The sequence below is a fragment of the Mammaliicoccus lentus genome (genome assembly GCF_947036595.1).
Taxonomy (GTDB): domain Bacteria; phylum Bacillota; class Bacilli; order Staphylococcales; family Staphylococcaceae; genus Mammaliicoccus; species Mammaliicoccus lentus.
In genome coordinates this window covers 1,957,960-1,982,758 of sequence record NZ_OX344834.1, presented here as the reverse complement: position 1 = coordinate 1,982,758, position 24,799 = coordinate 1,957,960, and the positions used below count along the sequence as shown (strand labels likewise).

The 24,799-nt window shown below is 27.3% G+C and carries 17 protein-coding genes and 1 pseudogene; 13 read left to right on the top strand and 5 right to left on the bottom strand.

Features of this window, described 5'->3' with window-relative positions; all coding sequences use genetic code 11:
* Positions 1-3: 3 nt before the first annotated feature.
* The 3 genes and pseudogenes from ACNMOQ_RS09830 to ACNMOQ_RS09820 form a co-directional block, all read right to left on the bottom strand.
* Positions 4-1,455 carry a DUF6056 family protein gene (locus tag ACNMOQ_RS09830; RefSeq protein ID WP_416349786.1) on the bottom strand — a complete coding sequence of 484 codons (1,452 nt, stop codon included), beginning with the start codon at positions 1,453-1,455 and terminating at the stop codon, positions 4-6.
* Between the two features lie 27 nt (positions 1,456-1,482).
* Positions 1,483-1,863: a GtrA family protein gene (locus ACNMOQ_RS09825; RefSeq protein ID WP_147641249.1), complete on the bottom strand. Its 381-nt coding sequence runs from the start codon at positions 1,861-1,863 to the stop codon at positions 1,483-1,485.
* A pseudogene (locus ACNMOQ_RS09820) lies at positions 1,853-2,824 on the bottom strand (glycosyltransferase family 2 protein). Before ACNMOQ_RS09820 ends, ACNMOQ_RS09825 begins: the two are co-directional and overlap by 11 nt.
* Positions 2,825-2,936: 112 nt before the next feature.
* On the opposite strand from ACNMOQ_RS09820, the gene ACNMOQ_RS09815 reads away from it, so the two are divergent.
* Entirely contained in the window at positions 2,937-3,986 is a 1,050-nt protein-coding gene (locus ACNMOQ_RS09815; protein WP_416349785.1) for an SGNH hydrolase domain-containing protein, read from the top strand.
* A 68-nt stretch (positions 3,987-4,054) separates the two neighbouring features.
* On the opposite strand, the gene ACNMOQ_RS09810 is transcribed toward ACNMOQ_RS09815, so the two are convergent.
* The gene (locus tag ACNMOQ_RS09810; RefSeq protein ID WP_416349784.1) at positions 4,055-5,209 is read right to left on the bottom strand and encodes a serine hydrolase domain-containing protein; all 1,155 of its coding nucleotides are present in this window, start codon (positions 5,207-5,209) and stop codon (positions 4,055-4,057) included.
* Positions 5,210-5,291: 82 nt separating this feature from the next.
* Complete coding sequence (gene tagD / locus ACNMOQ_RS09805) at positions 5,292-5,684, bottom strand: glycerol-3-phosphate cytidylyltransferase (protein ID WP_416349783.1); 393 nt, start codon at positions 5,682-5,684, stop codon at positions 5,292-5,294.
* Between the two features lie 220 nt (positions 5,685-5,904).
* Here tagD and ACNMOQ_RS09800 point away from each other — a divergent pair, with 220 nt between their 5' ends.
* The 12 genes from ACNMOQ_RS09800 (at position 5,905) to ACNMOQ_RS09745 (ending at position 24,769) form a co-directional block, all read left to right on the top strand.
* Complete coding sequence (locus ACNMOQ_RS09800) at positions 5,905-7,386, top strand: CDP-glycerol glycerophosphotransferase family protein (protein WP_416349782.1); 1,482 nt, start codon at positions 5,905-5,907, stop codon at positions 7,384-7,386.
* 1 nt (position 7,387) lies between these two features.
* Positions 7,388-10,585: a CDP-glycerol glycerophosphotransferase family protein gene (locus ACNMOQ_RS09795; protein WP_416349781.1), complete on the top strand. Its 3,198-nt coding sequence runs from the start codon at positions 7,388-7,390 to the stop codon at positions 10,583-10,585.
* Positions 10,586-10,757: 172 nt separating this feature from the next.
* Positions 10,758-12,431 carry a CDP-glycerol glycerophosphotransferase family protein gene (locus ACNMOQ_RS09790; protein ID WP_416349780.1) on the top strand — a complete coding sequence of 558 codons (1,674 nt, stop codon included), beginning with the start codon at positions 10,758-10,760 and terminating at the stop codon, positions 12,429-12,431.
* Positions 12,432-12,435: 4 nt separating this feature from the next.
* The gene (locus ACNMOQ_RS09785) at positions 12,436-13,599 is read left to right on the top strand and encodes a glycosyltransferase (RefSeq protein WP_070045549.1); all 1,164 of its coding nucleotides are present in this window, start codon (positions 12,436-12,438) and stop codon (positions 13,597-13,599) included.
* A gap of 29 nt (positions 13,600-13,628) precedes the next feature.
* The gene (galU, locus tag ACNMOQ_RS09780) at positions 13,629-14,501 is read left to right on the top strand and encodes a UTP--glucose-1-phosphate uridylyltransferase GalU (RefSeq protein WP_064205015.1); all 873 of its coding nucleotides are present in this window, start codon (positions 13,629-13,631) and stop codon (positions 14,499-14,501) included.
* A 195-nt stretch (positions 14,502-14,696) separates the two neighbouring features.
* The gene (locus ACNMOQ_RS09775; protein ID WP_416349779.1) at positions 14,697-16,685 is read left to right on the top strand and encodes an acyltransferase family protein; all 1,989 of its coding nucleotides are present in this window, start codon (positions 14,697-14,699) and stop codon (positions 16,683-16,685) included.
* 197 nt (positions 16,686-16,882) lie between these two features.
* Positions 16,883-18,166, top strand: coding sequence for a nucleotide sugar dehydrogenase (locus ACNMOQ_RS09770; protein ID WP_416349778.1), 1,284 nt, complete (start codon positions 16,883-16,885; stop codon positions 18,164-18,166).
* Between the two features lie 17 nt (positions 18,167-18,183).
* On the top strand, positions 18,184-19,140 hold the full coding sequence (locus ACNMOQ_RS09765; protein ID WP_416349777.1) for a hypothetical protein: 957 nt from the start codon (positions 18,184-18,186) through the stop codon (positions 19,138-19,140).
* Positions 19,137-21,764 carry a glycosyltransferase gene (locus ACNMOQ_RS09760; protein WP_416349776.1) on the top strand — a complete coding sequence of 876 codons (2,628 nt, stop codon included), beginning with the start codon at positions 19,137-19,139 and terminating at the stop codon, positions 21,762-21,764. Before ACNMOQ_RS09765 ends, ACNMOQ_RS09760 begins: the two co-directional genes overlap by 4 nt.
* Before the next feature lie 67 nt (positions 21,765-21,831).
* Positions 21,832-22,644 (top strand): ABC transporter permease, encoded by an 813-nt coding sequence (locus ACNMOQ_RS09755; protein WP_016999646.1) that lies wholly within the window; start codon positions 21,832-21,834, stop codon positions 22,642-22,644.
* Between the two features lie 12 nt (positions 22,645-22,656).
* Positions 22,657-23,868: a glycosyltransferase family 4 protein gene (locus ACNMOQ_RS09750; protein ID WP_416349775.1), complete on the top strand. Its 1,212-nt coding sequence runs from the start codon at positions 22,657-22,659 to the stop codon at positions 23,866-23,868.
* Positions 23,852-24,769: an ABC transporter ATP-binding protein gene (locus tag ACNMOQ_RS09745; protein ID WP_064205021.1), complete on the top strand. Its 918-nt coding sequence runs from the start codon at positions 23,852-23,854 to the stop codon at positions 24,767-24,769. Before ACNMOQ_RS09750 ends, ACNMOQ_RS09745 begins: the two co-directional genes overlap by 17 nt.
* The last annotated feature ends 30 nt before the right edge of the window (positions 24,770-24,799 follow it).

Sequence of the window (24,799 nt, the reverse complement as noted above, 5' to 3'; positions counted from 1 at the left end):
ATTTTATTTCGGTAATAATTTTGTTTCTTCTGGTACACCGTGTAAAGTTTTATAAAATTTAGTCATATATATACCTTCAACAGGGTCAGGCATATGATGATACGATTTAAAAGGAATTTGATCTATTTTTATAACTTTGTCATAATTATCTAAATTATTTAAATAATTATCTCTACTAATTTCAGTATATTTATTAAATGATAAAGGAATGATGTAAAGTAACACAATTAAAATAATTATAGATGTGTTCACATATTTTTGAATATACATATTCATATGTATATCTTTCGTTTCTAGTATATTTAAAATGAATTGCGACATGTCTATAATTATCATGACGAAAAAAATAAGACTAGCAAATGTACATCTACCACCATATGGTGATATAACCAAAAATGGAAGAGTTAATATAATCATACTAAAAACATAGAACAACAATCGGTTGTAATACAAAGTACCTTTAAAGTTAATAACAATAAAAATAGTTAAAGAGATTAACGAGCAAATTAAAAGTGTAGATGGTATGACATTGTTTAATGAATTTATATATTTGAATTGATTGAAAAATATACTAACAATTATCGAAATAATGAATACACTACAAATCAAGACATTAACTTTTTTGTTTTTGTTAACTAACTTTGTAATAGTAATAAGCAATATAGTGAGCAATGATAATAATAACCCGTTATGTGTAAAGAAATATAACGTCATTTCATCATTAAATACTTTAATTGCATTAGTAAAAATATTATCATGGTTATTAAGTTTTTGATAGTCGTTTTTTCCTGTAATTGATGAGATATAAGCTTCATTTGTAAACATGATAAGAGATCCTATTAAGTGACCAATAAGAATAACAAAGTATAACCCATTTAGTTTTTTATTTTTCACATAATAAAATGTATTTATTAGAAAACTAATGAAAAGTAAATATAATGTAACGTGTTCTACTACTAACATAGCTATAATACTAAATAAAAAATAAAAAATAATTTTTAAGAAGTTAAGTTTTGTTAAAGTTTCTTTTGTATATAACCTTATAAAAGATAGCATTATAACAACAGAGATTACATAATTGACATATCCTGCTGTCCAACCTAATGTTTGTTTGAATACTGATAAAGGCATTAATAAAACTAAAACTAAAATATAAAGCATAAATATTGGGTTCTTCTTAATAGTTGAAATTTTATACATGTAGTAAATCAATAATGTTGAACCAATCGCCATAGCTAATATTCTAACGAAAGTAAATCTAACGAATATTAATTCTAGTATATTACTTATGTAGCGACCATTGTAGTTTTCGAAAAAGGATTCCAACCTTTTAATACCAATATAAGATTTCCAAGTCCAATCATCTCCAGTTAAAGGAGTGAGTGAACTCAACAATAGAAAAAAAGCAAATATTGATAAATAAATATATGAAATTTTATTAAATTTTGTAAGCATGTAATGTACTCCTTAATATGGTGTTGTTTAATCTTTTAAAATTCTTTTTGACAACAAAAAAGTTATAGGTATTGTTATTAGTAATCCTATAAATGGTGCAAAATCTGCATTAAGTTTTAGTATTTGAACAAATATAAATAGTAAAATAGTTTGCATCCCCATATTTATAACTTGAGTTAAAGGAAATTTAATGAACTTTTTTAAAGTAGGTGTAACTTTATAAACAAAATAACAATTCAAGAAATATGAAAGTATAAAACTAACAATAAAAGCACTTATATGGCTTAGTAAATAATGAACGGTTAAAATATCTAATAAAAAAATATATATAATATAGTAATTTAAAGTATTGATAACGCCTACAATTATAAATTTAATGACTTCGATATAACTTATTTTATTTAGCATTGTAACCTTCCTTTGTTTCTTTGTTACTATTAACATTAGTATCTTCTATTAAATAGTGGGGTCTAGCTTTAACTTCATAATATATTCTACCTACATATTCACCAATTATACCAATAGAAATAAGTTGAACGCCGCCTAAAAATAAAACAGCAAAAATAGTTGTAAAATAACCTGGCAAGTCTATTCCATTAACAAGAATGTTGATAAAATTATATAAAATGTAAATTATACTAAACAAACATGTCAAAAAGCCAAAATATAATAATAGCCTTAATGGTTTATTATTAAATGAAATAATACCATCTACTCCATAATCTAATAATTTAAAAAAGGACCACTTAGATGTTCCTCCTACACGCTCTTGATTTTTATAATTTATAATTTCTTGAGAATAGCCTACCCATGAGAATATTCCCTTAGAAAATCTTTGAGATTCATTTATCATGGCTATGGAACGTACTACTCTATTACTTAAGAGTCTGAAATCCCCAATACCATCAATGATTGGTACATCAACAAGTTTATTTATAAATTTATAATAAAATTTAGTATAAAGCTTACGAATGAATTTTTCTCCTTTACGATCTCTCTTTGCAATAACTTGATTAGTACCTTGTTTAAACTTTTCTATCATAACTGGAATAAGTTCAGGAGGGTGTTGTAGATCGCAATCAATTATTATAACAGCATCATAAGTTTGACTATGTGTTAAACCAGCAAACATTGCTGATTCTTTACCAAAGTTCTTACTTAATGAAATATAGTCAACTCTTTTGTCTTTCTCAGCTTGTTTTTTTATTAGTTCAATAGTTCTATCACTACTACCATCATTTATAAATAATAAGTTATATTCATAATTGTTTTTTCGAGAATCATTGTCTAAAATATCAGTAATATGCTGATAACTTTAATCTAAAATCGTTTCCTCATTAAAACAAGGAATTAAAATTCTGATTTTCATCTTTTACCTCCTATATATAATACTTTCATATTTATTATATATAGACTATACTACATGATTAATGCTTTTTAAATAAAAATATTTCTTTAAAAGATAATAAAAACATTTAAAGATGGATAATTTAACAATAAAACTTCTAAATCCTGAAATTGTAGCTGGTTTGCTCATCATATTATTATCAATAGCTGTAAGTGTTGTAACGACAAAATATATTGAAACACCTATTAGGAACACAAAATTTAATAAACTTGCTTTTAAACGTATAGGGTTTATTTCGCTTATTAATATCTTATTAATTACTGGGTTAGTATCATACAATCAATACGTGAAAATACAAGATAAGAAAGCAGTTGCAAATAAAGACTATCCAGGAGCTTTATCAATCAATTTAGACAAAGATAAAATTAAAGAAAACAAACCCAAACCTGAATTTGCTAATGTCTTTGATGATTTACCACAATCTCATTTGGATAATAGTAACCAAAGTATGAGCAAATCTGAAGTTAAAGTAGGTAAATATGGTAAGCAAAAAGATTATAAAGCAACTATTGCATTAGTTGGAAGCTCACATTCAGAGCATTGGTTAGGTGCTGTTATAAAGGCAGCTGAAGAGAATGACTACAGAGTCATAAATATTACAAGGTCTGGAACAAGGTTCTCAACTGGATATAAAAAGAATACATTGCAAGATGATTGGGTGAAAAATGTCGAAAATTATCTAGAAAAAGCTGATGATATTGATTTAGTTTTAAGCCATATTACAGCTTCGGATACAGAAAGCGAAAAAATTCAACAGCAGATGGTAGATCAACTGCTTAAAGTTAAAAACAACTATGGCATTGAAGTAATGGCTATAAGAGATATTCCTAGATATGATTTTAATGTATCTGAAGAATTAGAAAAACATGGTGAAAAAGATACGATAGAGAGAATGAATAAAGGAAATAGACAATTAGATGAGGCATTCTGGGAAAAGATATCTAACGAAGAGAAAGATTTACCACAATTTGACCCTTCAGAATATTTTAAAGTTAATGGTAAATACCGACCGATAATAGGTAATATTGTAGTATACAGAGATATGGACCACATGACGAACACTTATTCTGAAACGTTTGGACCAATTTTAGGTGATGAAATTAAAAAAGTAGTAAAAAAATAGAGTATGTTAAATATTTATAAAAAAACAGCAAAATTCTTTTATAGAATTTTGCTGTTTTTTATAAATGATTATATTGGCTGGTTCAATATATTAGTGAAAATATGTTCTAATGCTTTTTCAGTATTACCATCGTAAGGCTGATCAAGCTTATTACAAGCTAACGTAATAATATAATTATTATTTGCATAAGCTACTATATCATTAGCAAAAAAGATACCTCTTACTCTTTGATGATGTTTGTATTTATAAAAACCATACCTAAAAGGTTTGGGATAAGTATTTTTACCATCTTCTGATAATAAACTTTTGGTAGTTGATTTATTTAATAATTGATTTGTTCTAAAGGCGTGTATTAACTTTGTCATGTCATTTGTGGACATATATACGTTACCGGCGCCGTCATATTTGTCTAAATTATATGTAGGTGTATGAATATTTTGAGTAGGCCGGGATTTATAGCCGCGCACCAAATATTTTTCATGTTCCAAATCATCATACCTTGAAGTAAAGTGTAAATCTGCTTTATTAATAATTCTTTCTTTTAAATTCTGTTCGAAGGATTTATTTGTAGCAACTTCTATTATTTTCGCAATTGTTATGTAATTGACATCATTATAATTATATTGATGATATTTCTCTGGTAAAACACCTTTTTGTTTAATGCTTTCAATTGCACTGTCTAAACCAAAACTATTTGAATTAGGTGAGAATTTAGCTAAACCACTTTGATGAAACATTAAATCTCTAACTGTAATTGCATAGTAATTCTGGAAGTTAGGTATATATTTATTAACATTATCATTTATATTAATCTTACCCTCATCTTCTAATTGTCTTAGCATTATTCCAGTTAAAAATTTGTTTGCAGAACCAATAAGATACATTGAATTTTCATCATTAGGTATATTATGTTCTATGATTTTTTGACCATATGCTTTTGAAAACATTGTATTATCTTTTCTATATATTGTGACATTTCCATTAAAGTTTATTGATTTTAGGTATGCATCGACATCTTTATATACTGGATCATCATCTTTTCGTTTGTAAGTTTCTTTATTAGTAGCGCTATTTTTATCTTTTGTTTCACTTTTTTTCTTTTGGGTTGAAGCGATAGGTTTTGATTGTTGCTCCTCAACTTTTGAACATTTGATGTTCAATGATATATAAACAATTAAAGCTACAATGATTAAACTCATTAATATTAATAGTATATTTTTCATTTGTTACTCCTATTTTACTTATAAATACATTACTTCTAATATTTTACAATATTCATTTTAAAAATAGAACACATAATGTGTCCTATTCGTTGCCATATAATTCTTTTTTAATTTGAGTAGTTGAAATACCTTCTGTTCTTTTTAAATAAATAACTTCGCATTGGTCTTTTAAGAAGTCAAATTTGCCTTCCCAATCATGACCCATTAAGAAAGTATCCACTTTGAAAGTTTTTACATCATCAACTTTTTGTTCCCAATTGTTCTCAGGGATAACTAAGTCAACATATCTAATGGATTCAAGCATCATTTTTCTTTGTTCGAAATTATAGTAAGATTTTTTGCTTTTTATTTTATTAAACTCATCAGTAGATAGAGCAACAATTAAATAATCACCATATTGCTTTGCTCTTCTCAAAAGTTCAATGTGACCATAATGTAACAAATCATATGTACCATATGTGATAACTCTACGCATATTTTCACCTCATTTAATATATATTAAAGCTTAATACATAAATAAATATATGTAAACAATTTGTATACTTAGTAAAAATGATGTTAATATTTAAAATGATATAATCACTATTTGAATAAATCATATTTTTACACGCGTCCTTAGTTTTATAGTGTTTATTATTAGTGTATTATATAAATGGATATTAAATTCAGTTGAAACTAAAATAAGAGGAGTATGTATGAATAAGAAACTTTTTTTAATGACCGAGGAATCGTTTAAAGAAACGATAATATTTTATAATAAAAATGAAATAAATCAAGACGGTAAGATTAAATTAAATACGTATTTAGACAAAGTGCTGAATCCTCTTTTTCCTTATAAATATGATTTTATACTTAACAATAAAGACCAATTTATACGATTAATAAATAAGATGGAATATCAAACTTCAAAGAAAAGTTTCTTTAAGTATTTAGAAATCAAATTTATGAGCCAAGGAAAATTTTATTTTTCTTATTTATTCTCACGTATCAGGAAATTATTGAGTTCTTTGAAATCGAATTATTATTCTGCAATGATCATTCCACAGAAAATAGAAAACATAATTATTTATGAATCATTTAGTGGAAAAGCATTCTCCGATTCTCCCAAAAAACTCTATCAATATTTATCTAGCCAATTAAAAGGATATGAACATGTAGTAGTAGTGGACGATGAGAAATTAAAAAATGAATTAAATAAGTTAAATATTCAAACGGTAAACAAAAATACAAAAGAATATTTTAAATTGTATAATAAAGCTAAAATATGGATATCTAACATTAGATTATCTCCGCAAATAGAAAAGAAATCTAATCAAATTTATATTCAAACTTGGCATGGTACACCATTAAAGAAATTAGCAAATGATCAAACTGTTATCTCGATACCAGACGTTACTTTAGAAGAATATTTATATGGGTTCACGAAAGAAACTGAGGGTTGGGATTATTTAATATCACCTAGTGAAATTGCTACAAGTAGATTTAAATCAGCTTTCAAGCTGAAAGATGACCAAATCTTAACATTAGGTTACCCACGTAATGATGACTTAATCAATTTCAATCATAAAAATTATATAAATGAATTGAAGAAAAAACATAATATTCCTTCTGGTAAAAAAGTTATATTATATGCGCCTACATGGAGAGATAATGATAGAGAAGAAAAAGGTCAGTATAATTTGAATTTAAAATTAGATTTGGAAGATTTTAAATCGAAACTTGCTGATGAATATATATTAATTATACGTGCACATTATTTGGTTTCTAAAAATTTAGAATTAGATAATTACAGCAACATTTATGATTTATCAAATGCAAATGATATAAACGAGTTATTTTTAATGAGTGATATACTGATTACAGACTATTCTTCGGTATATTTTGATTATGCTAATTTAAAACGTCCTATTTTATTTTTTGCATATGACAAAGATGAGTATGCAAATGATATTAGAGGATTTTATACACCGTATGAAGAAGGGTTACCAGGTCCGATTTTTACAGAAAGCGAAGCCTTAATAAAATATATTGAAAATAAATATTACGAAACACTTCCATTAGATAATAAATATATTAATTTTAATAAAAAATATAATTATTTAGATGATGGTGAAGCAACTAATAGAGTTGGTAATGAAATCATTGCTTCTCTACAAACAAAAAAGGAGTTACATTGATATGAAGACTTTAAACATATATCAAGTAGGAGAACTTTTAACATTAGAATTTGATCAAACAATAGATAATATTAAAAATGTATATGTAAAAAATGAGTTTGATGAGGTTAGTTTTGAGCAAACAGAAGTAAAAAACAAGTTCGTCATCAACTTATTTGAAATTCTTAATGTGTTTGATAAATACGATAGAGAAACAATCTTTTTCTTACTTGAAAAAACAGATGGTATTACTCAATCTATTCAAAAAGTAAACGTAAAAAAATATGATTATGAGATTTATAACTTTGAATCAGTTGTTAATGAAGAGGCTACTTTAACACCATACTTAACAAAAAATGGCGTATTGCAATTTACTAAAAAAACACAAATACCAATTTCGACTTATTTTGCAAGAAGACATATAGATAAAATAACAATAAACAATAGTCATGCATTTATAAAAGGGAAGTTTTCACTTCAGAATTCATCTTTAGAAGACGCTAAATTATTAATCACATCAAGATTAAGCGAAAACGTAATAGAAGTTCCATTAAATACAACGGTATTTAATGTCTATAAATCTTTAAATTCAATAAGTTATGATTTTGAAGTAGATATTATTAACAACTTAAAACAATTTTTACTTAACGATTTTGATGCTGAAGATATAATAGATTTATTTTTAGAAATTAAAATTCAAGAATTTAGAGACGCTATTAATGTTAAATTAGGTAACCCTAGAATACTCGTGGAGAGATTATCTAAAGGCGAAATATCAATAGAACAAAATGATAAGATTAAAACAGCAGTACCTTACTTTACAATGAAAGGTAGAAACTTATCATTTAGAATAAATGAATATGATATCGAAGATTACAATGCATATAAAAAATTAATGCACGATTATCCAACTTTAATAAAAAATGCATTTAACAAAAATAAAATATGGATCGTTGGTGAAAAGTCTTATAAAGCTCAAGATAATGGTTATCATTTCTTTAAATATATGAGAACACAACATCCAAATGAAGAAGTTTATTACGTGATAGATAAAGATTCCGAAGAAAGAAAGAATGTAGAACCATTTGGTAACGTCATATACTTTAAATCAAAAGAGCATTTTGAATTAATGGTTAAAGCTGACATAATATGCAGTACTCATCATACAGAGTTGTTGTTCCCAAGTCACGAAGCAAATTATATCAAAAAAATCAGAGCCAAACGTATATTCCTGCAACATGGTGTGCTAGGTACTAAAAACTTAACTCAGATTAATGGTAAACAGTTAAAAGACTTTAATGTCGATATGTTTATAACAAGTTCACCAAGAGAGAAACAAATTGTAAATAGAGATTTATTATTCGATGACTACCAAATTAAATCAACAGGCTTATCTAGATTTGATGAATTGTTTAAGGATAATGTAACTCAAAAGAATCAAATACTCATTATACCGACATGGAGAGATTGGATAATTAACATCAATAGTTTATTAGAATCAGATTATCTACAATACTATAATGATTTATTAAACAATCCCGAATGGGAACAGATAGCAAACAAACAAAATATAGATATAATTTTCTGTTTACATCCAAATATGCAAGCATTTGTTGATTTATTTAATATACCTGATTACATTAAGGTTATTAGACAAGGTGAAGTAGATGTACAATTATTAATTAAAGAAAGTAAATTAATGATTACGGATTACTCTAGTGTAGCATTTGATTTTAGCTTTTTAGAAAGACCAGTTATTTACTATCAATTTGATAGGGATAGATTTATAGGTAATTTACCATCGCATCTTGATTTAGATGAAGAATTACCCGGTAGAATATATGATGATGCAGAAGATGTAATAATAGCGACAAAAGAATATATTGATAATAATTTCATAAATGAAGCATCTATTATTAAAAAAGCCAATAATTTTATTGAACATAAAGATACTGATAACTCTAAGAGAATTTACCAAGCAGCAAAAGATTTTAAGCGTAAAAATAAAATAAAAGATATACTTAAATATGATATATTATCACAACATATATTTATGAGATTTAGAAAAAACAAACGATATTTTGATGCAATGTCATATATGAATAAGTTTTTAGTGAAGTTTGCAAAAATTGATGAAAAGCTAATCGTAATTGAAAGTAATTTAGGAAAACAAGTTACGGATAGTCCGAAAATGATTTATGATCAAATTAAGCAATTAGACAAAGGATACAAAATTGTATGGGTAACAAATAAAATTTATCCATTTGACGATGAAAATGTCATTACAGTTAAAAGGTTAAGCCCAGACTATTATAGATACTTATCGATTGCGAAATATTGGATAAACAATCAAAACTTCCCTTATTACATTAAAAAGAAAAAACAAACTGTATTTATTCAAACGTGGCATGGTACTCCACTTAAGAAGATGTTAAACGATGTAGACGAGTTTAAAGGTAGAGACGAAGGTTATATTGATCGTATTAATGAGTCAGTTTCTAAATGGGATTATTTAGTTTCTCCAAGTCCATATGCTACAGAATGCTTTAAATCAGCATTTAGATTTAATAAAGAAATGTTAGAAGTGGGTTATCCGAGAAATGATATATTCTACCAAGATGAAAAATTAATAGAAGAACAGAGAAAGACAATTAAACGAAAATTATCTATACCAAAAGATAAAAAAGTGATATTGTATGCACCAACATTTAGAGATGATGAAGTTTCTGCTGCTAAAAAACATCTCATCAATTTAAAATTAGATTTACATCAAATGAAAGAACGACTAGGTGACGAGTACGTGTTATTGCTAAGACCTCATATCATAATTAGCAATAAAATAATTATAGATAAATCATTAGAAGACTTTATTTATAATGTTGCTGATTACGAAGAAATTAGCGATTTATATTTAATCAGTGATATATGTATTACTGATTACTCATCAGTAATGTTTGACTTTGCGAATACAAGAAAGCCATTACTATTTTTCACTTATGACTTAGATCATTATAAAGATAATTTAAGAGGATTCTATATGAATTTTGAAGATGAAGCACCCGGACCATTGCTAAAAGACAATGAAACTTTAATTGATTCTATTAAAAACATTGAAACAATAAATAAAAGCTATCAAGAAAAATATGATAAATTCTACGACAAATTCTGTTCATTTGAAAAAGGTAATGCAGCAAAACGAATTGTAGAAAAATTATTTTAAAAATAAAAGCAGAAAAAATTCGTATTGATTGAATTTTTTCTGCTTTTTATTATGTGTATCGTATAACCTGTTTGTACTCGCATCTAATTAAAGGTATTATTTCATTAGTTAGTGTTTAAATGTTAAGAGTAAGTCAATTTTATTAAAAGTATGAAATAGGTTGAGGTGTAATATGATTAAAATAATTGAATTGAACAATGATGAAAAAATCATAGAAATAATTAATAAACTTTCTTCTGATATTTCACATGTCATATTAAAAGAAAATACTACTAAAATTAATAAAGATGTTCTAGAAACTTTAAATTTAGATAATTATTCTGCTGTTGTAGATTTTACCGTGAATGGTTATTACATAAATGATTGTCGTTATTTTGGAGATGAAAAAATAACTGCGAATAAGTGGTTTAGTAATAATGTTCTATATCCGAATATTATTTTTAAAGTAGAAGATTTGAAATGGTTGCTTGACCGTCATGAGTGGGCGAGCCTTCTTGATATATGTGTTAAAGCTGTTGTTGAATTAGAAAATATATTCATCAATGGTCATGTCATTTTCGACTTTGATGAGAAATCTTCAAATAATTATTTAGATTTAAATAATTATGAAGATGATGATTACGTTAATTATTTTTATTTAAATAAATGGTTATTACTTAACAATCAAAAGGCGCAATTTAATAGGAAGAATACAACTTTACCTAATAATGCTAGAATGATAGATAAGGTAATGTACCGTTCGTATTTCAAATTACCTAATAAAATCTATTTGAAGATGCATCATCAATCATTAATGAAACAGAAAAATGCAGTTAATATATATCATAAAAATAAAGATGCTATTAAACCTTACATTGTATTTTTAGGATTTGACTATGGCTACAGAGGAAATTCTAAATATTTATTTGAATATATAAAAAATCATACGAACTTTACTGTATATTTCATTACAGATGAACAGCAAGGTGAAAGTTTTGTTTCTCCCCAACATTCTGAAACTCAAAACTTAATTGAACAAGCACAAGTATTAGTACTAGAAAGCTATATACCTGACGGTTTAAAACCAAATGGCACTATCATACAATTGTGGCATGGTACGCCAATTAAAAAGCTATTTTTAGATAGTAATGAACTTCATCAAAATAAAAAAATATATAATTATAGAGCACGTAAATATAATAAGTTGATTAAACATAACTATTTCATTACTGATACTAAAGAGATTAATTCAGTATTCAGTACTGCTTTTCCTATGCAAGAAACTAAAATAATAAGCAGTGGATATCCAAGAAATCAATTTTTGATAGGGCATAATGAGGATAACCAATTGATTAGTCAAATAAAAGAAGACTTACAATTAAATAATTATAAACAAACGATATTATATGTGCCTACATGGAGAGATAATAAAGAAGAGCAATATTTATTGGAGTTTCCAAAAGAAATTACTGATTATTATAATATTATTTATAAATGTCATATAGAAGATAAAAATATAAAAAAAACAAATTATATTGATCCATTAGATTATGAAACGCAGCAATTAATACTTGTTGCTGATATGTTAATAAGTGATTATTCTTCGATTATATTTGATGCATTGACGATTGATAAGAAAGTATACTTATATACACCTGACTTTGAATCGTATAAATATCATCGTGGCTTATATGAAGAAGTATTTAATACAGTTAATCAAAATCAATATTTTGAATCTAATAAAATGTTTGAAGCAATATCAAATCAACATTATATTAAAGTAAATAGCAAATATATTAATAAAAATAATCATTCATATGAAACAATACAAAGTATAATTGATAAACATATGAATAAAAATAGGTGATGACATGAAGTCTTTTACATTTATCGTGCATAATATTTATCATATGGGCGGTACAACTAAATCAATATCGAATTTAGCAAATGTACTAAGTGAAAAAGGGCATAAAGTTAAGATTATTTCTGTTTTTAAAGCAGCTTCAAATCCATACTTTAATTTAAATAAACAAATTGAAATTATACCTGTAATAGAATATAAGAGGTCAATTAAAGGTATACAAAATGTAGTAATGAATAGAATTAATAAATATACATCATTTATAAGACCAAAAGTTATTAATAAATATGAACCTGGATTTTATCAGTTTTCAAGTTATATTGAAAAGAAATTAATAAAAGCTATAAAACGTGTTGATACAGATATTCTTATAGGTACAAGGGCAAGTTATAATTTACTTGTTGCAGAATTTGCCCCTCGTAACATTCTTAAAGTAGGTATGGAACATATGTATTTGCATGCTCATGAAGAAGCATATCAAGATGATTTAATTCAAGGATATGAAAACTTAGATATTGTCACGACGCTTACGAGTGAGGATCAATTGGATTATCAACAAGAGTTGAAACATACACCTGTTATTATTGTTCCTAATATATTAAAAGAACATAAATACAGTATGCCAAAAGAAAATCTGATTGTAGCGGCAGGACGTTTTGAACATGAAAAGGGCTTCGATTTATTAATTGAAAGTATCAACAATATACAACAAACAATGAGAGACTTGGATTATAAATTACATTTATATGGATCAGGTCAAGAAAAAAATCAATACTTGAAACAAATTAATGAATATAATATTGAAGATATTGTAGAGATTAAAGAAACAACTAATGAATTATCTAAAGTATTATCTACAAGTAAAATTACTGCAGTGCCTTCGAGAGTAGAAGGGTTCGGGTTAGTTATATTAGAAGCGATGTTACAACAAAGTGTAGTAATAGGATTTCACGATTGTTATGGTCCAGAATTTCTTATAGATAATGAAGTGAATGGCTATTTAATAGATAAAAATGATATAATAAGTTTTAGCAATCGTTTAACTCATATTATGCAAAATTATGAAGATTCAAATATACAAAATATAATCAATCATGCTGAGCAAAAAGTAAAAGAGTTTGACGAAAATATTATATATACACAATTTATAAAAGATATAAAAGAGATAAAATAGTTATTGATTGATGTTAAAGGAGAATGACTATGGTTAAGAAGGTTAAAAAAGCTATAATTCCAGCAGCAGGTTTAGGAACGAGATTTCTACCAGCAACAAAAGCAATGCCAAAGGAAATGTTGCCAATATTAGATAAGCCAACAATTCAATATATCGTTGAAGAAGCGGTAAGAGCAGGTATAGAGGATATCATTATTGTGACTGGTAAACATAAAAGAGCGATTGAAGATCACTTCGATAATCAGTTAGAACTAGAACTTAACCTGAAAGAAAAAGATAAACATGAATTATTACATAAAGTTCAACATGCTACAAATTTAGCTAATATGTTCTATGTAAGACAGAAAGAACAAAAAGGATTAGGTCATGCTATATGGTCTGCTAAACAATTTGTAGGCGGGGAACCATTTGCTGTACTATTAGGTGATGATATTGTTGAGTCAGAAGTACCAGCAATCGAACAACTTATAACACAATACAATAAAACAGGTAAATCAGTCATTGGTGTACAAGAAGTAGATTATAAAGATACACACCGTTACGGTATTGTAGACCCGATTTTAACGAAAGACAGATTGTATGAAGTAAAGAAGTTTGTTGAAAAGCCAGCTGAAGGGACAGCACCATCTAACTTAGCTATAATGGGTAGATATGTATTAACACCCGATATTTTTGATTACTTAGAAAATCAAGAAATAGGAGCAGGTGGAGAAGTCCAATTGACTGATGCTATTGAAAGATTAAACCAAGATGATCAAGTTTTTGCTTATGATTTTGAAGGGGAACGTCATGATGTTGGAGAGAAACTTGGATTTGTAAAAACAACAATTCAATTTGCATTAAACAACGATGAAATGTCAGAAGATGTTAAAGAATTTATTAAATCATTAGATATTAAATAATAAAAAAAGTCCGGCACATGAATAATGTCTCGGACTTTTTTATTGCTTTGTTGATATTTGTTAGGAAAAAATATTTTTATTTTGTTCTATTTTTAATTTAGTATTAAGATATTGTAAATTTTATATATTAACCTTTATATTCAATTTTCTTAAAGATATACTTACCTTTGTATAATATTTTAAGGAGTTTTGAATATGGTTAATAACCCGATTGTCATAGAACGTAAATTCAGGCCAGAAATAGAAGGTTTAAGAGTAGTTGCAGCTCTACTCGTTGCCATATATCATATATGGTTTGGCAAAGTGTCCGGAGGCGTAGATGTTTTCTTTGTTGTTTCAGGGTTTCTAATCACAACCTCTATTATTTCAAGATACAATAAAGAAGGTGAATTTAAATTTTCACCCTATATTAAAGGTTTAATAAAGCGCTTATTCCCTTCGGTATTAACTGTGATATGTGTTACAGCAATTCTGAGTTTTTTCTTTTTACCACAATCTATTTTAGGAAAAACAATTAAAGAAATATTCGCTTCTTTATTTTATTATCAAAATTGGCAACTCGCTTTATCTAGTACAGATTATTTAGATAAAGATCAGATGAAAACACCCGTTGAACATTTTTGGGCCATGTCAATACAAGGTCAATTTTATATTATTTGGTTTATTTTATTTAGCGCAATATTTTTGTTATATAAAAAGAAGAAAAACTTAAATATTATTAATATCATGAATTTATTTTTAGGGACTATATTTGTAACATCTCTCATATATTCAATTTATTTAACCCATGTAAACCAACCGTGGGCATATTTTCATACTTTTACACGAGTATGGGAATTTTCTTTAGGTGGTTTGTTAGCAATTAATTTATCCAAAATTAAAGTGAATAGATATATCGCGAGTATAATCGGTTGGGTCGGTCTATTTGGACTTATATTAACAGGAATATTATTTGACGTATCTACAATGTTTCCTGGTTATATCGCTTTATGGCCAATGTTATGTGCCGTATTCATATTAGTTTCAGGAAATCACGAAACTAAATTCGGTGTAAAAAGATTTTTAGGTTCACCAGCAATGGTTAAAATTGGTGGTTTATCATTTGGTTTATATTTATGGCATTGGGTTATTTTATCGTTTTATCAATATCATAATGATAATCGACCAGGGGTTTTTATAGGAATATGCATTATTCTACTATCATGGCTGTTGTCATATTTAATGACACGCTATATTGAAAAACCTATTAGAACAAATCAAAATGATAAAAAATCATTCAAAAAAATGGGAGTAGGTTTAGCGGTAAATATATGTGTATTAGCAGCGTTATACGTAATCATTTTAAACTCTCCATTTGATAAAGAAAAAGAAGCATTAAGTAAGACTTATCCAGGAGCTATGGCCATAGATAAAAAAATGCAAGGTAACAACGAAAGTGAACATATACCAAACTTTTCAGATATTCGAGATGAAACACCTGATTCATCTAAAGATAAAGTGCATCAAGCAATTGGTAAATCCAAAGTACTCGTTGGAGAATATGGAGAAAAAGAAAATTATGATAAAACAATCGCATTAGTCGGAAGTTCACATGCTGAACATTGGCTAGGCGCATTACAACAAGCAGCAAAAGAAAAAAATTATCGAGTATTAAATATGACTAAATCAGGATGTGTACTTACAACAAATGATGCTGATAAAGACTGTACAGAATGGAATAAGAATTTAATAAAAGAAATTGAGAAACAAGATATCGACTTAGTTGTAACAACTGCAGATGTCAGTTCAGATATAAATGGTAAAGTAGATCCATTACAAATTGAACAATTTAATAACATAACTGATACTAAGAAGCCTATTTTAGCAATAAGAGATAATCCCAGATATGAATTTAATGTACCTGAAACATTAGAAAAGGTCGGTGAAAAAGAAACAATCAAAAAAATGAATGCAAAAAATAGATTGCCGAAAACATCAAAATGGGATCAATTAAAAGAAAAACCTAAAAACACAGAATATGTAGATTATACAAAACACTTTAAGAAAAATGGACAATTCGTACCTGTAATCGGTAATGTCGTCGTATACATGGATAAAGGCCACATGACGAATACTTATTCAAAAACATTTGGTCCGATAATTCAAGAAGATATAGAAAAATATTTAAAAAAGACTGAGACTTAACTTTCCTAGTCTTTTTTATTTATATTCGTGATTTATTTACTTTATATTGTTTAGCAATTGTAAAGTTTGATAAAAGACTGTAAACCCTTCCTTAAGTATCTGTTAATCGACTGTTTATTGCTTTTATAATCGTTACAATGTATTTAACATTACAAAAGTAATAGCTTAACAATTTATTATTAAAGGATGGTTATAATATGAAATTAACAACTATAGGTCTTGGATATATTGGTTTACCAACTTCAATTATGTTTGCAAAGCATGGTGTAGATGTAGTTGGTGTAGATATCAATAAAGAAGCAGTAGATAAATTAAATAACGGACAAATTCATATTGAAGAACCAGGTTTACAAGAAGCATATGAAGAAGTTCTTGCAAAAGATAAATTTAAAGCAAGTTTAGAACCAGAAAGAGCAGATACATTCATAATCGCAGTACCGACACCTAATAATAATGACGAATATGAATCTTGTGATATTACGCTTGTCATGAGCGCTGTTAAATCAATCGTACCTTATTTAGAAAAAGGTAATACTTTAATAGTCGAGTCAACAATAGCACCTAGAACAACTGACGATCATGTGAAACCGTACCTTGAAAGTCAAGGTTTTACAATAGGTAAAGATATATATTTAGTACACTGTCCAGAACGTGTATTGCCTGGAAAAATACTACATGAACTAGTACATAATAATAGAATAATAGGTGGTATGACACCTGAGTGTGTTGAAGCAGGTAAAAAAGTTTATGGAACATTTGTTCAAGGAGAAATGATTGAAACGAATGCTAAAACTGCTGAAATGAGTAAATTGATGGAAAATACGTACCGTGACTTAAATATAGCTTTAGCAAATGAACTCGCTATGGTATGTAACAACTTAGATATTAACGTACTAGAAGTTATCAAAATGGCTAACAAACATCCAAGAGTAAATATTCATTTACCAGGGCCAGGCGTGGGCGGTCATTGTTTAGCGGTGGATCCTTACTTTATTATTGCGAAAGACCCAGAAACTACTACTTTAATTCAAGAAGGTAGAAAGATTAATCGCTCAATGCCTCAATACGTTATAGAAGAATCTAAAAAAATATTGAACGAAGTAAATGGAAATAAAATTGTTGTATTTGGTTTAACTTATAAAGGAGATGTAGATGATGTACGAGAATCTCCGGCGTTTGATATATACAATGAATTAAGAAAAGAAACAGATTTAGAAATAGAAGCATATGACCCTCACGTTGAGTTGGCATTTGTTGAAAAAGATGTACAAAAAGCAGTGAAAGATGCTTCATTAGTATTAATATTAAGCGATCACTCTGAATTTAAAACATTAACAGATAATGAATTCGAAGGTATGAGAGATAAAATTATATTTGATACTAAAAATATCGTTAAAAATGATTTTAATAATACTCAATATTATAATTACGGTAATTTATATACTTTTGGTAAAGAAAATATATATTCATTCAATAAGTAAAAAATGAGGGGTCTATTATGATTGATAAAAATAATCCATATATTAATGCTGGATTAAGTTTTCAAATAATTTTAAAAGAGAAAGAGAATCAAGAAGTTTATGATGCTGATAATATCGAAATATCAGTAGGTTTAGTAACTCAATATTTACACAAAGTATTAAAAGTCATTTCAATAAAACATATTGGTAACGACTTATATGGTTTAATTGCTCAAGGTACAAATTTGATAGGTTGGACTAAGTTAAAAGATTCTATCAAATTGATTTCTAAACCGTTCGATACAGTTAGAGTAGATTTATCTAACTTTAACGCACCACAAATAAATAGAGAATTAGGGTTTAAAGTCGATTATAATTTATTGTTTAATGAGAAAAACTTTTCATCTAGAGCACTATATATATATGAAGGAGAAGTAGTAGAAGCGTTGTTTAATAAAGGATTGTTTGCAGGTTTTGTTTATGCAAAAGATATTGATCGATCAATTGTATGTAATACTAATACAGCAATTAAACAATCAACAACATTTTATCAAGATAGTTCGTTAAACAAGTCTATAACGTTAGATATACTCTCCGAAAGTATTAATTGTGAAAATGTAAAAGTTGATTTAGTTTTTACAAGAGCCCAGTCAGCACGAATCATAATTAAAAAAAAGAAATATTGGATTAGCATATCAGATTTTGAGGATATAACGTTATTTAACCATTTGGAAAATTACTCATATGAATCATATACAGAAAAAGAATTAGAAAATCTTGATATTATTACTAGAATCGAAGATGAGCGTAATGAATCAAAGGTTGCTATAACTAAACTTATAAAAGAAAATATTGCTTTACAAAAATATAAACACACAAATAGCTCTGGAGATATGGGTAGATATGAGCAATTTTACCATAACTTAAGAAATTCAAAATTAGGTAAAATCCAAACGAAATACTGGACTTGGAGAAATAGGAGGAGATCGAGATGAACATAAATAAATCGACAAAAAAAGAAAACCTTCCAATTCAAACCACTAAAAACGAACTTACAAACTTTGATGATAAAAGCAAAACACAACAATTAAAAGAAGTATTAGAAATTGTTGAAAATGATTATATGCATGCAATATATAAACTAAAGAAAGTAAAAGATAATACAAATCATCAAAATTATTATAAAAGAGTAGCAGTGGAATCAAAATTAGATTTTCTTGAAAACCATAAACAATTTTTATCTCAATCTATCTCTTCTAATAAATCTAGAATATTTAAAAAGTCTGAGTATAACGTAGGTTTAGTAGCAGATGAATTTTTATATAATTCATTTAAAGATATTGGTAATATCGTCTATATAAATAGTGAATTTAAAGGTTTAAATCAAGATATGGATGTCTTAATTGTAGCAACTACTTGGAAAGGAATAGACGATAGCTGGACGGGTTTAGCTTCTGTTAATGGTGAGAAAAGACAACTGTTAATGGAAGGTATACGAAAAACTAAAAGCATGGATATTCCTGTAGTATTTTATTCTAAAGAAGACCCTGTTAACTTCCATCTGTATAAAGATATCGCAACAGAATGTGATGTCATTTTAACATCAGCAGCTGAAGTCGTAGAGGATTATAAAGCTTATTGTAACAATGAAAATGTTCATGTCTTACAATTTGGTGTTAATCCTCATTATCATAACCCTATTGATACTCGAAAAGAGGATAATCAAAAGTATAATAATGATGTTATATTTGCCGGTAGCTGGACTAAAAAGTATCCAGTTAGAAATCAAGAATCAGCTAGAATGTTTGATGAATTGATTAAAAATGATAATGACTTAACAATTATAGATCGTAATTTACCTTTAAGAAGAGAACGTTATCAGTTCCCATCGAAGTATATACCATTTTTAACAATGCCCATTGATCATGAAGAATTGATGAAGATACATAAAATATATAGGTGGGCTATAAACGTAAACTCAGTTAAATATTCAGAAACAATGTTTGCTAATCGAATTTTTGAATTGCAAGCATTTGGTAATTTAATATTATCTAATTACTCAGTAGGTGTGAATAACCAATTTCCGAATATATTCATGGTAAATCATGAATCAGACGTTGCTACTATTATGAATGGCTATAAAAATTATGAATTAAATGATATGCAAGCTAAAAGTATTAGAAGTGTGATGCGTAATCATACAACTTATCACCGGTTAGATGAAATCTTTAGCTATATCGATAAGAAACCATCTCAAAAAGAAATGTTAATCTTAGTAGTTGTTGATAAAAAAACACCAGAGATGGAAGAAATTTTGAGAAGACAACTCAATGTTAATTTTGATGTAATTGAGCAAAATGAATCTATAGCTGAACAAGAAAAGTATGACTTTATAACCTTTATGAATGATTCAATACAATATGAAGAGTATTATTTAGAAGATTTAATTTCAGCTTTTAAATATGTTGATGTAGATTTTGTTACTAAAGATGAACAATCTGAACCACACCAATATATAGAAAAAGTACAAAATAAATATTTAACAATGTATCATAGAGATGTTATAGATTCAAATTTAGAAGTAAAAGAAACAAATAATGGATACAACCTTGATCAGTCAGAAATTTATAAGCCTTCTTTATACGGTCAAAATAATCAACAGAAAAAATTAAGCGTGATTGTACCAATTCATAATAATGGTACATATTTAGAAGATAAATGTATGAGAAGTTTAAGACGTTCTTCTATATTTAATAATATGGAGATTATTTTTGTAAATGATGGAAGTACTGATAAAGAAACAATTGCGATAATTGATAGATTAAGACGTCGATTCCCAGAGATTGTTTATCATGCATACGAGGATGGTTCTGGAAGTGCCTCTAGACCACGAAATAAAGGTGCAGAATTAGCTTCTACAAAATACATTACTTATCTTGACCCAGACAATGAAGCGACGGGTGACGGATATGCTAAATTATTAGAAGAAATCGAAAATAATAAAGACGTTGATATGGTAATAGGAAATATTATAAAAGAAGACAATAAACGTCGAGCTATTTTTAACTATGCTGGTACTGTAACAAAATATAATGATGGTAAATTATTAATTAACGAACCTAAAAAATATATGAAAAAATGTGGTTTAAGAGCACAAAGTATACAGGCTCTTATTATAAAAGCTGATATCATTAAAGATAATAATATTAAAATGATTGAAGGCGCTGCAGGTCAAGATACATTATTCTTCCAAGAATTGATGATACATTCAAATAAAGTAAAAGCAGTTAAAGATGTTATTCATATGTATTATGCTGCTGTAACAGGGTCCGTTACAAATTCAGTATCAAAAAAGTTATTCGAAAAATATTATGCGTTAGAAATTGAAAGAATACCATTTTATGAAAAACATGATTTAATGAATTCTTATTTAGAAAATAGATTTAATTTTTACGTTAAAGGGTGGTATTTACCACGATTAGAAAAAGTAAAACCTGAAGAAAGAACAGAAGCTATAAAGCGATTTTTAGATATTTATGCTTTATACGATCAATATAAGAGACCAGAAGATAATGATTTAATCAATTATGTAGAAAATTTAAAAAAAGAAATACAATAGTTTTTACATTTTTAATAAATGATTGATAGAACTATTAAAAATATAACAATCAAGTAGGTCGTTAAGCATGAAAATTGTTGCAGAGATATTTAAAGAACAAATCTATAATTTACCCAAGATATTTAAACTAGCGATATATAATATGAAGAGTCAATACGCTAATCATTATCTTGGTGTATTTTGGAATATATTACAGCCTATGCTTCAAGTAGCTGTATATTATCTTGTATTTGGGTTAGGTTTAAGAGGGGATGCAAGTGCTCAAGTTGTAGGTGTTCCCTTTTTAGTGCATTTAATTTCAGGTTTGTTCCCTTGGCTGTTTATATCCCAAGGAATTAATACTGGAGCAGCTGCCATACAAGGTAATGTTGGTCTATTATCCAAAATGAAGTTCCCATCTTCAATATTTATCTCTATAGCTTTAACAAATAATATGATTAATCTGATGATTACTTCGTCTATATTATTTGTTATTTCTGTTATAAATGGTTATGTACCATGGTGGCATTATTTCTGGTTTATATATTTTATCGTTGCATCATTTGCGATTATTTTTGGTATTTCATTAATAATGAGTACTTTAGTTATTATTATACGAGATACTAAAAACTTATTACAAAATATTATAAGAATGCTATTCTTTATGACACCAATATTTTGGGCTATGGAAGAAGCACATGGTATTTTACAAAGAATTGCGAGCTTAAATCCTTTCGCATATTTAGTAGGTGTGTACAGAACAGCCTTTGTACATGGTAATGTTTCAATATATGGTCAATGGCATGACCATATTTATTTCTGGTTAATTACAATATTATTAATATTAATTGGTTCACTTGTTCACTCAAGATTTAAACGAAGATTACTAGACTACTTATAGGGTGTTTTTGAAATGACAAAGAAATTACTTATGATTTCACAAAATTTTTATCCTGAACTTGGTTCTGCTGCAAATAGAATGAGAATGATGTTTAAAGCTTTTAAAACTAAAGGCGCAGATCCGACGATGTTAACAACTGAACCAACATATCCAAATAGAGATTTGTTTCAAGATAGTTCATATTTTACAGATGAAGATTTAAATGAACTAGAACATAGTAAAATTATAAGAATGAAAATGCACGGTAATAAACAAAATAGCAACTTTATTATGAGATTGGTTTATTATATTGAACAATATATGCGTCTTCGAATTTACTTGAAAATGCATGATAAAGATTATGACTATGTCTATGTATCAAGTCCTAATATATTTTTAGCTTGGGCTACTTTATTTTTCAAAAAAAGTAAACATCCAACTTATGTTCTGGAAATTCGTGACTTATGGCCAGATAGTGTAAATGGATTAAAACACGTTAATATTAGTCTATTTATGCCATTACTTAAGTATCTAGAAAGAAAAATGTATAATGAAGCAGACAAAATTGTTATAAATAATGAAGCATTTAGATCTCATATTCAGTCAAAATTAAAAACAAAAATACCTATATTTTATTTACCTAATGGTTTATCGAAAACTGAATTGAAAACAGAAGAAAAGTATCGTGATTTCAGTGTTATATATACTGGAAATATTGGATATGCTCAAGATATAAACCAGTTAATAGAGATTTGCAAAAAGTTAAATGAAAAGAAAATTAGTTTAACAGCAATCGTGTATGGTGTACAAGCTACTAAATTTAGAGATGCAGTCCGTGAATTACCATACATTCAATTACAGAAACCTTTAGGTAGAAGTGAGTGTTTAAAAGAAATAGCAAAACATCATGTTTCACTTTCTATATTAGAATCATCTGAAGTTTTTATGAACGTTATGCCAGGTAAAATTATAGATTCAATCGGTGTGGGGACACCGCCTATATCTAATATTAGCGGTCCTACAGAAGCGATTATTCAAAAATATAATTTAGGATTTGCGAGAAAACAATGTTCCGTTAATACAATTGTTAATGAAATAGAATCATTAAAGCGTAATGAAAAATCATTAATTCAAAAATCAGAAAATGCGAAAAAATATAGGGATGAACACTTAATATGGGAAGACAATATTGAAAAATTAATTGCTTTTTTAAGAAAAGGTGAGACGCATGACACAAACATATAAAATCAAATGTGAAAATGTATCTAAAGTATATGATTTAAATGTTAGTAGAAAAGATAAATTATTATCATTATTTACGTTTGGATTAAGTTATAAATCAAAACCATATTATGCTCTTCATGATATTTCGTTTGAAGTTGAAGAAGGTACATCAGTTGGAATAATAGGGTTAAATGGTTCAGGAAAATCAACTTTATCAAATATATTGGGTGGGGTTATCGAACCTTCATCAGGCACAGTTTATACAAATGGTAAGCCATCTTTAATTGCTATAGGTGCAGGTTTGAATCCCGATTTCACAGGTGAAGAGAATATACATTATAAATGTTTGATGCATGGTATGTCTCAAAAAGAAATCAATGAAAAATTTGATGATATCGTTCAGTTTAGTGAATTAGATGATTTTATTTATCAACCTTTAAAGTCATATTCTAGCGGTATGAAATCAAGACTTGGCTTTGCAATAGCGATTCATACTGATCCTGATATTTTGATTGTCGATGAAGCATTATCAGTAGGTGATGAAACATTTTCTAATAAGTGTATTGAAAAAATGCATGAATTACAAGAACAAGGTAAAACAATCTTTTTTGTATCACATTCTGCAGGTCAAATTAAGAAAATGTGTAAAAAAGCAATATGGATTCATTACGGTGAAATGGTTGCATATGGAGAAGTACAAGAAGTAGTTAAAAGATATGTTAATCTCATACAAAAAGTTAAAAAGAAATCTAAAAAAGAGCAGTTAGAATATAAACGTATAAAAATCCAGCAACAAAGAGAAAAAGAAGTAAATGAAAAAGATGTTCATAAAGAGAAAAGACCTATAAGTTTATTAGCAATGATAGGCATGCTCAGCGTCGCTTGGATATACGTTATGCTATTTCAAGTAGGCATTTTATAATTTAATTATTTCAATTTTAAATGGGGTAAT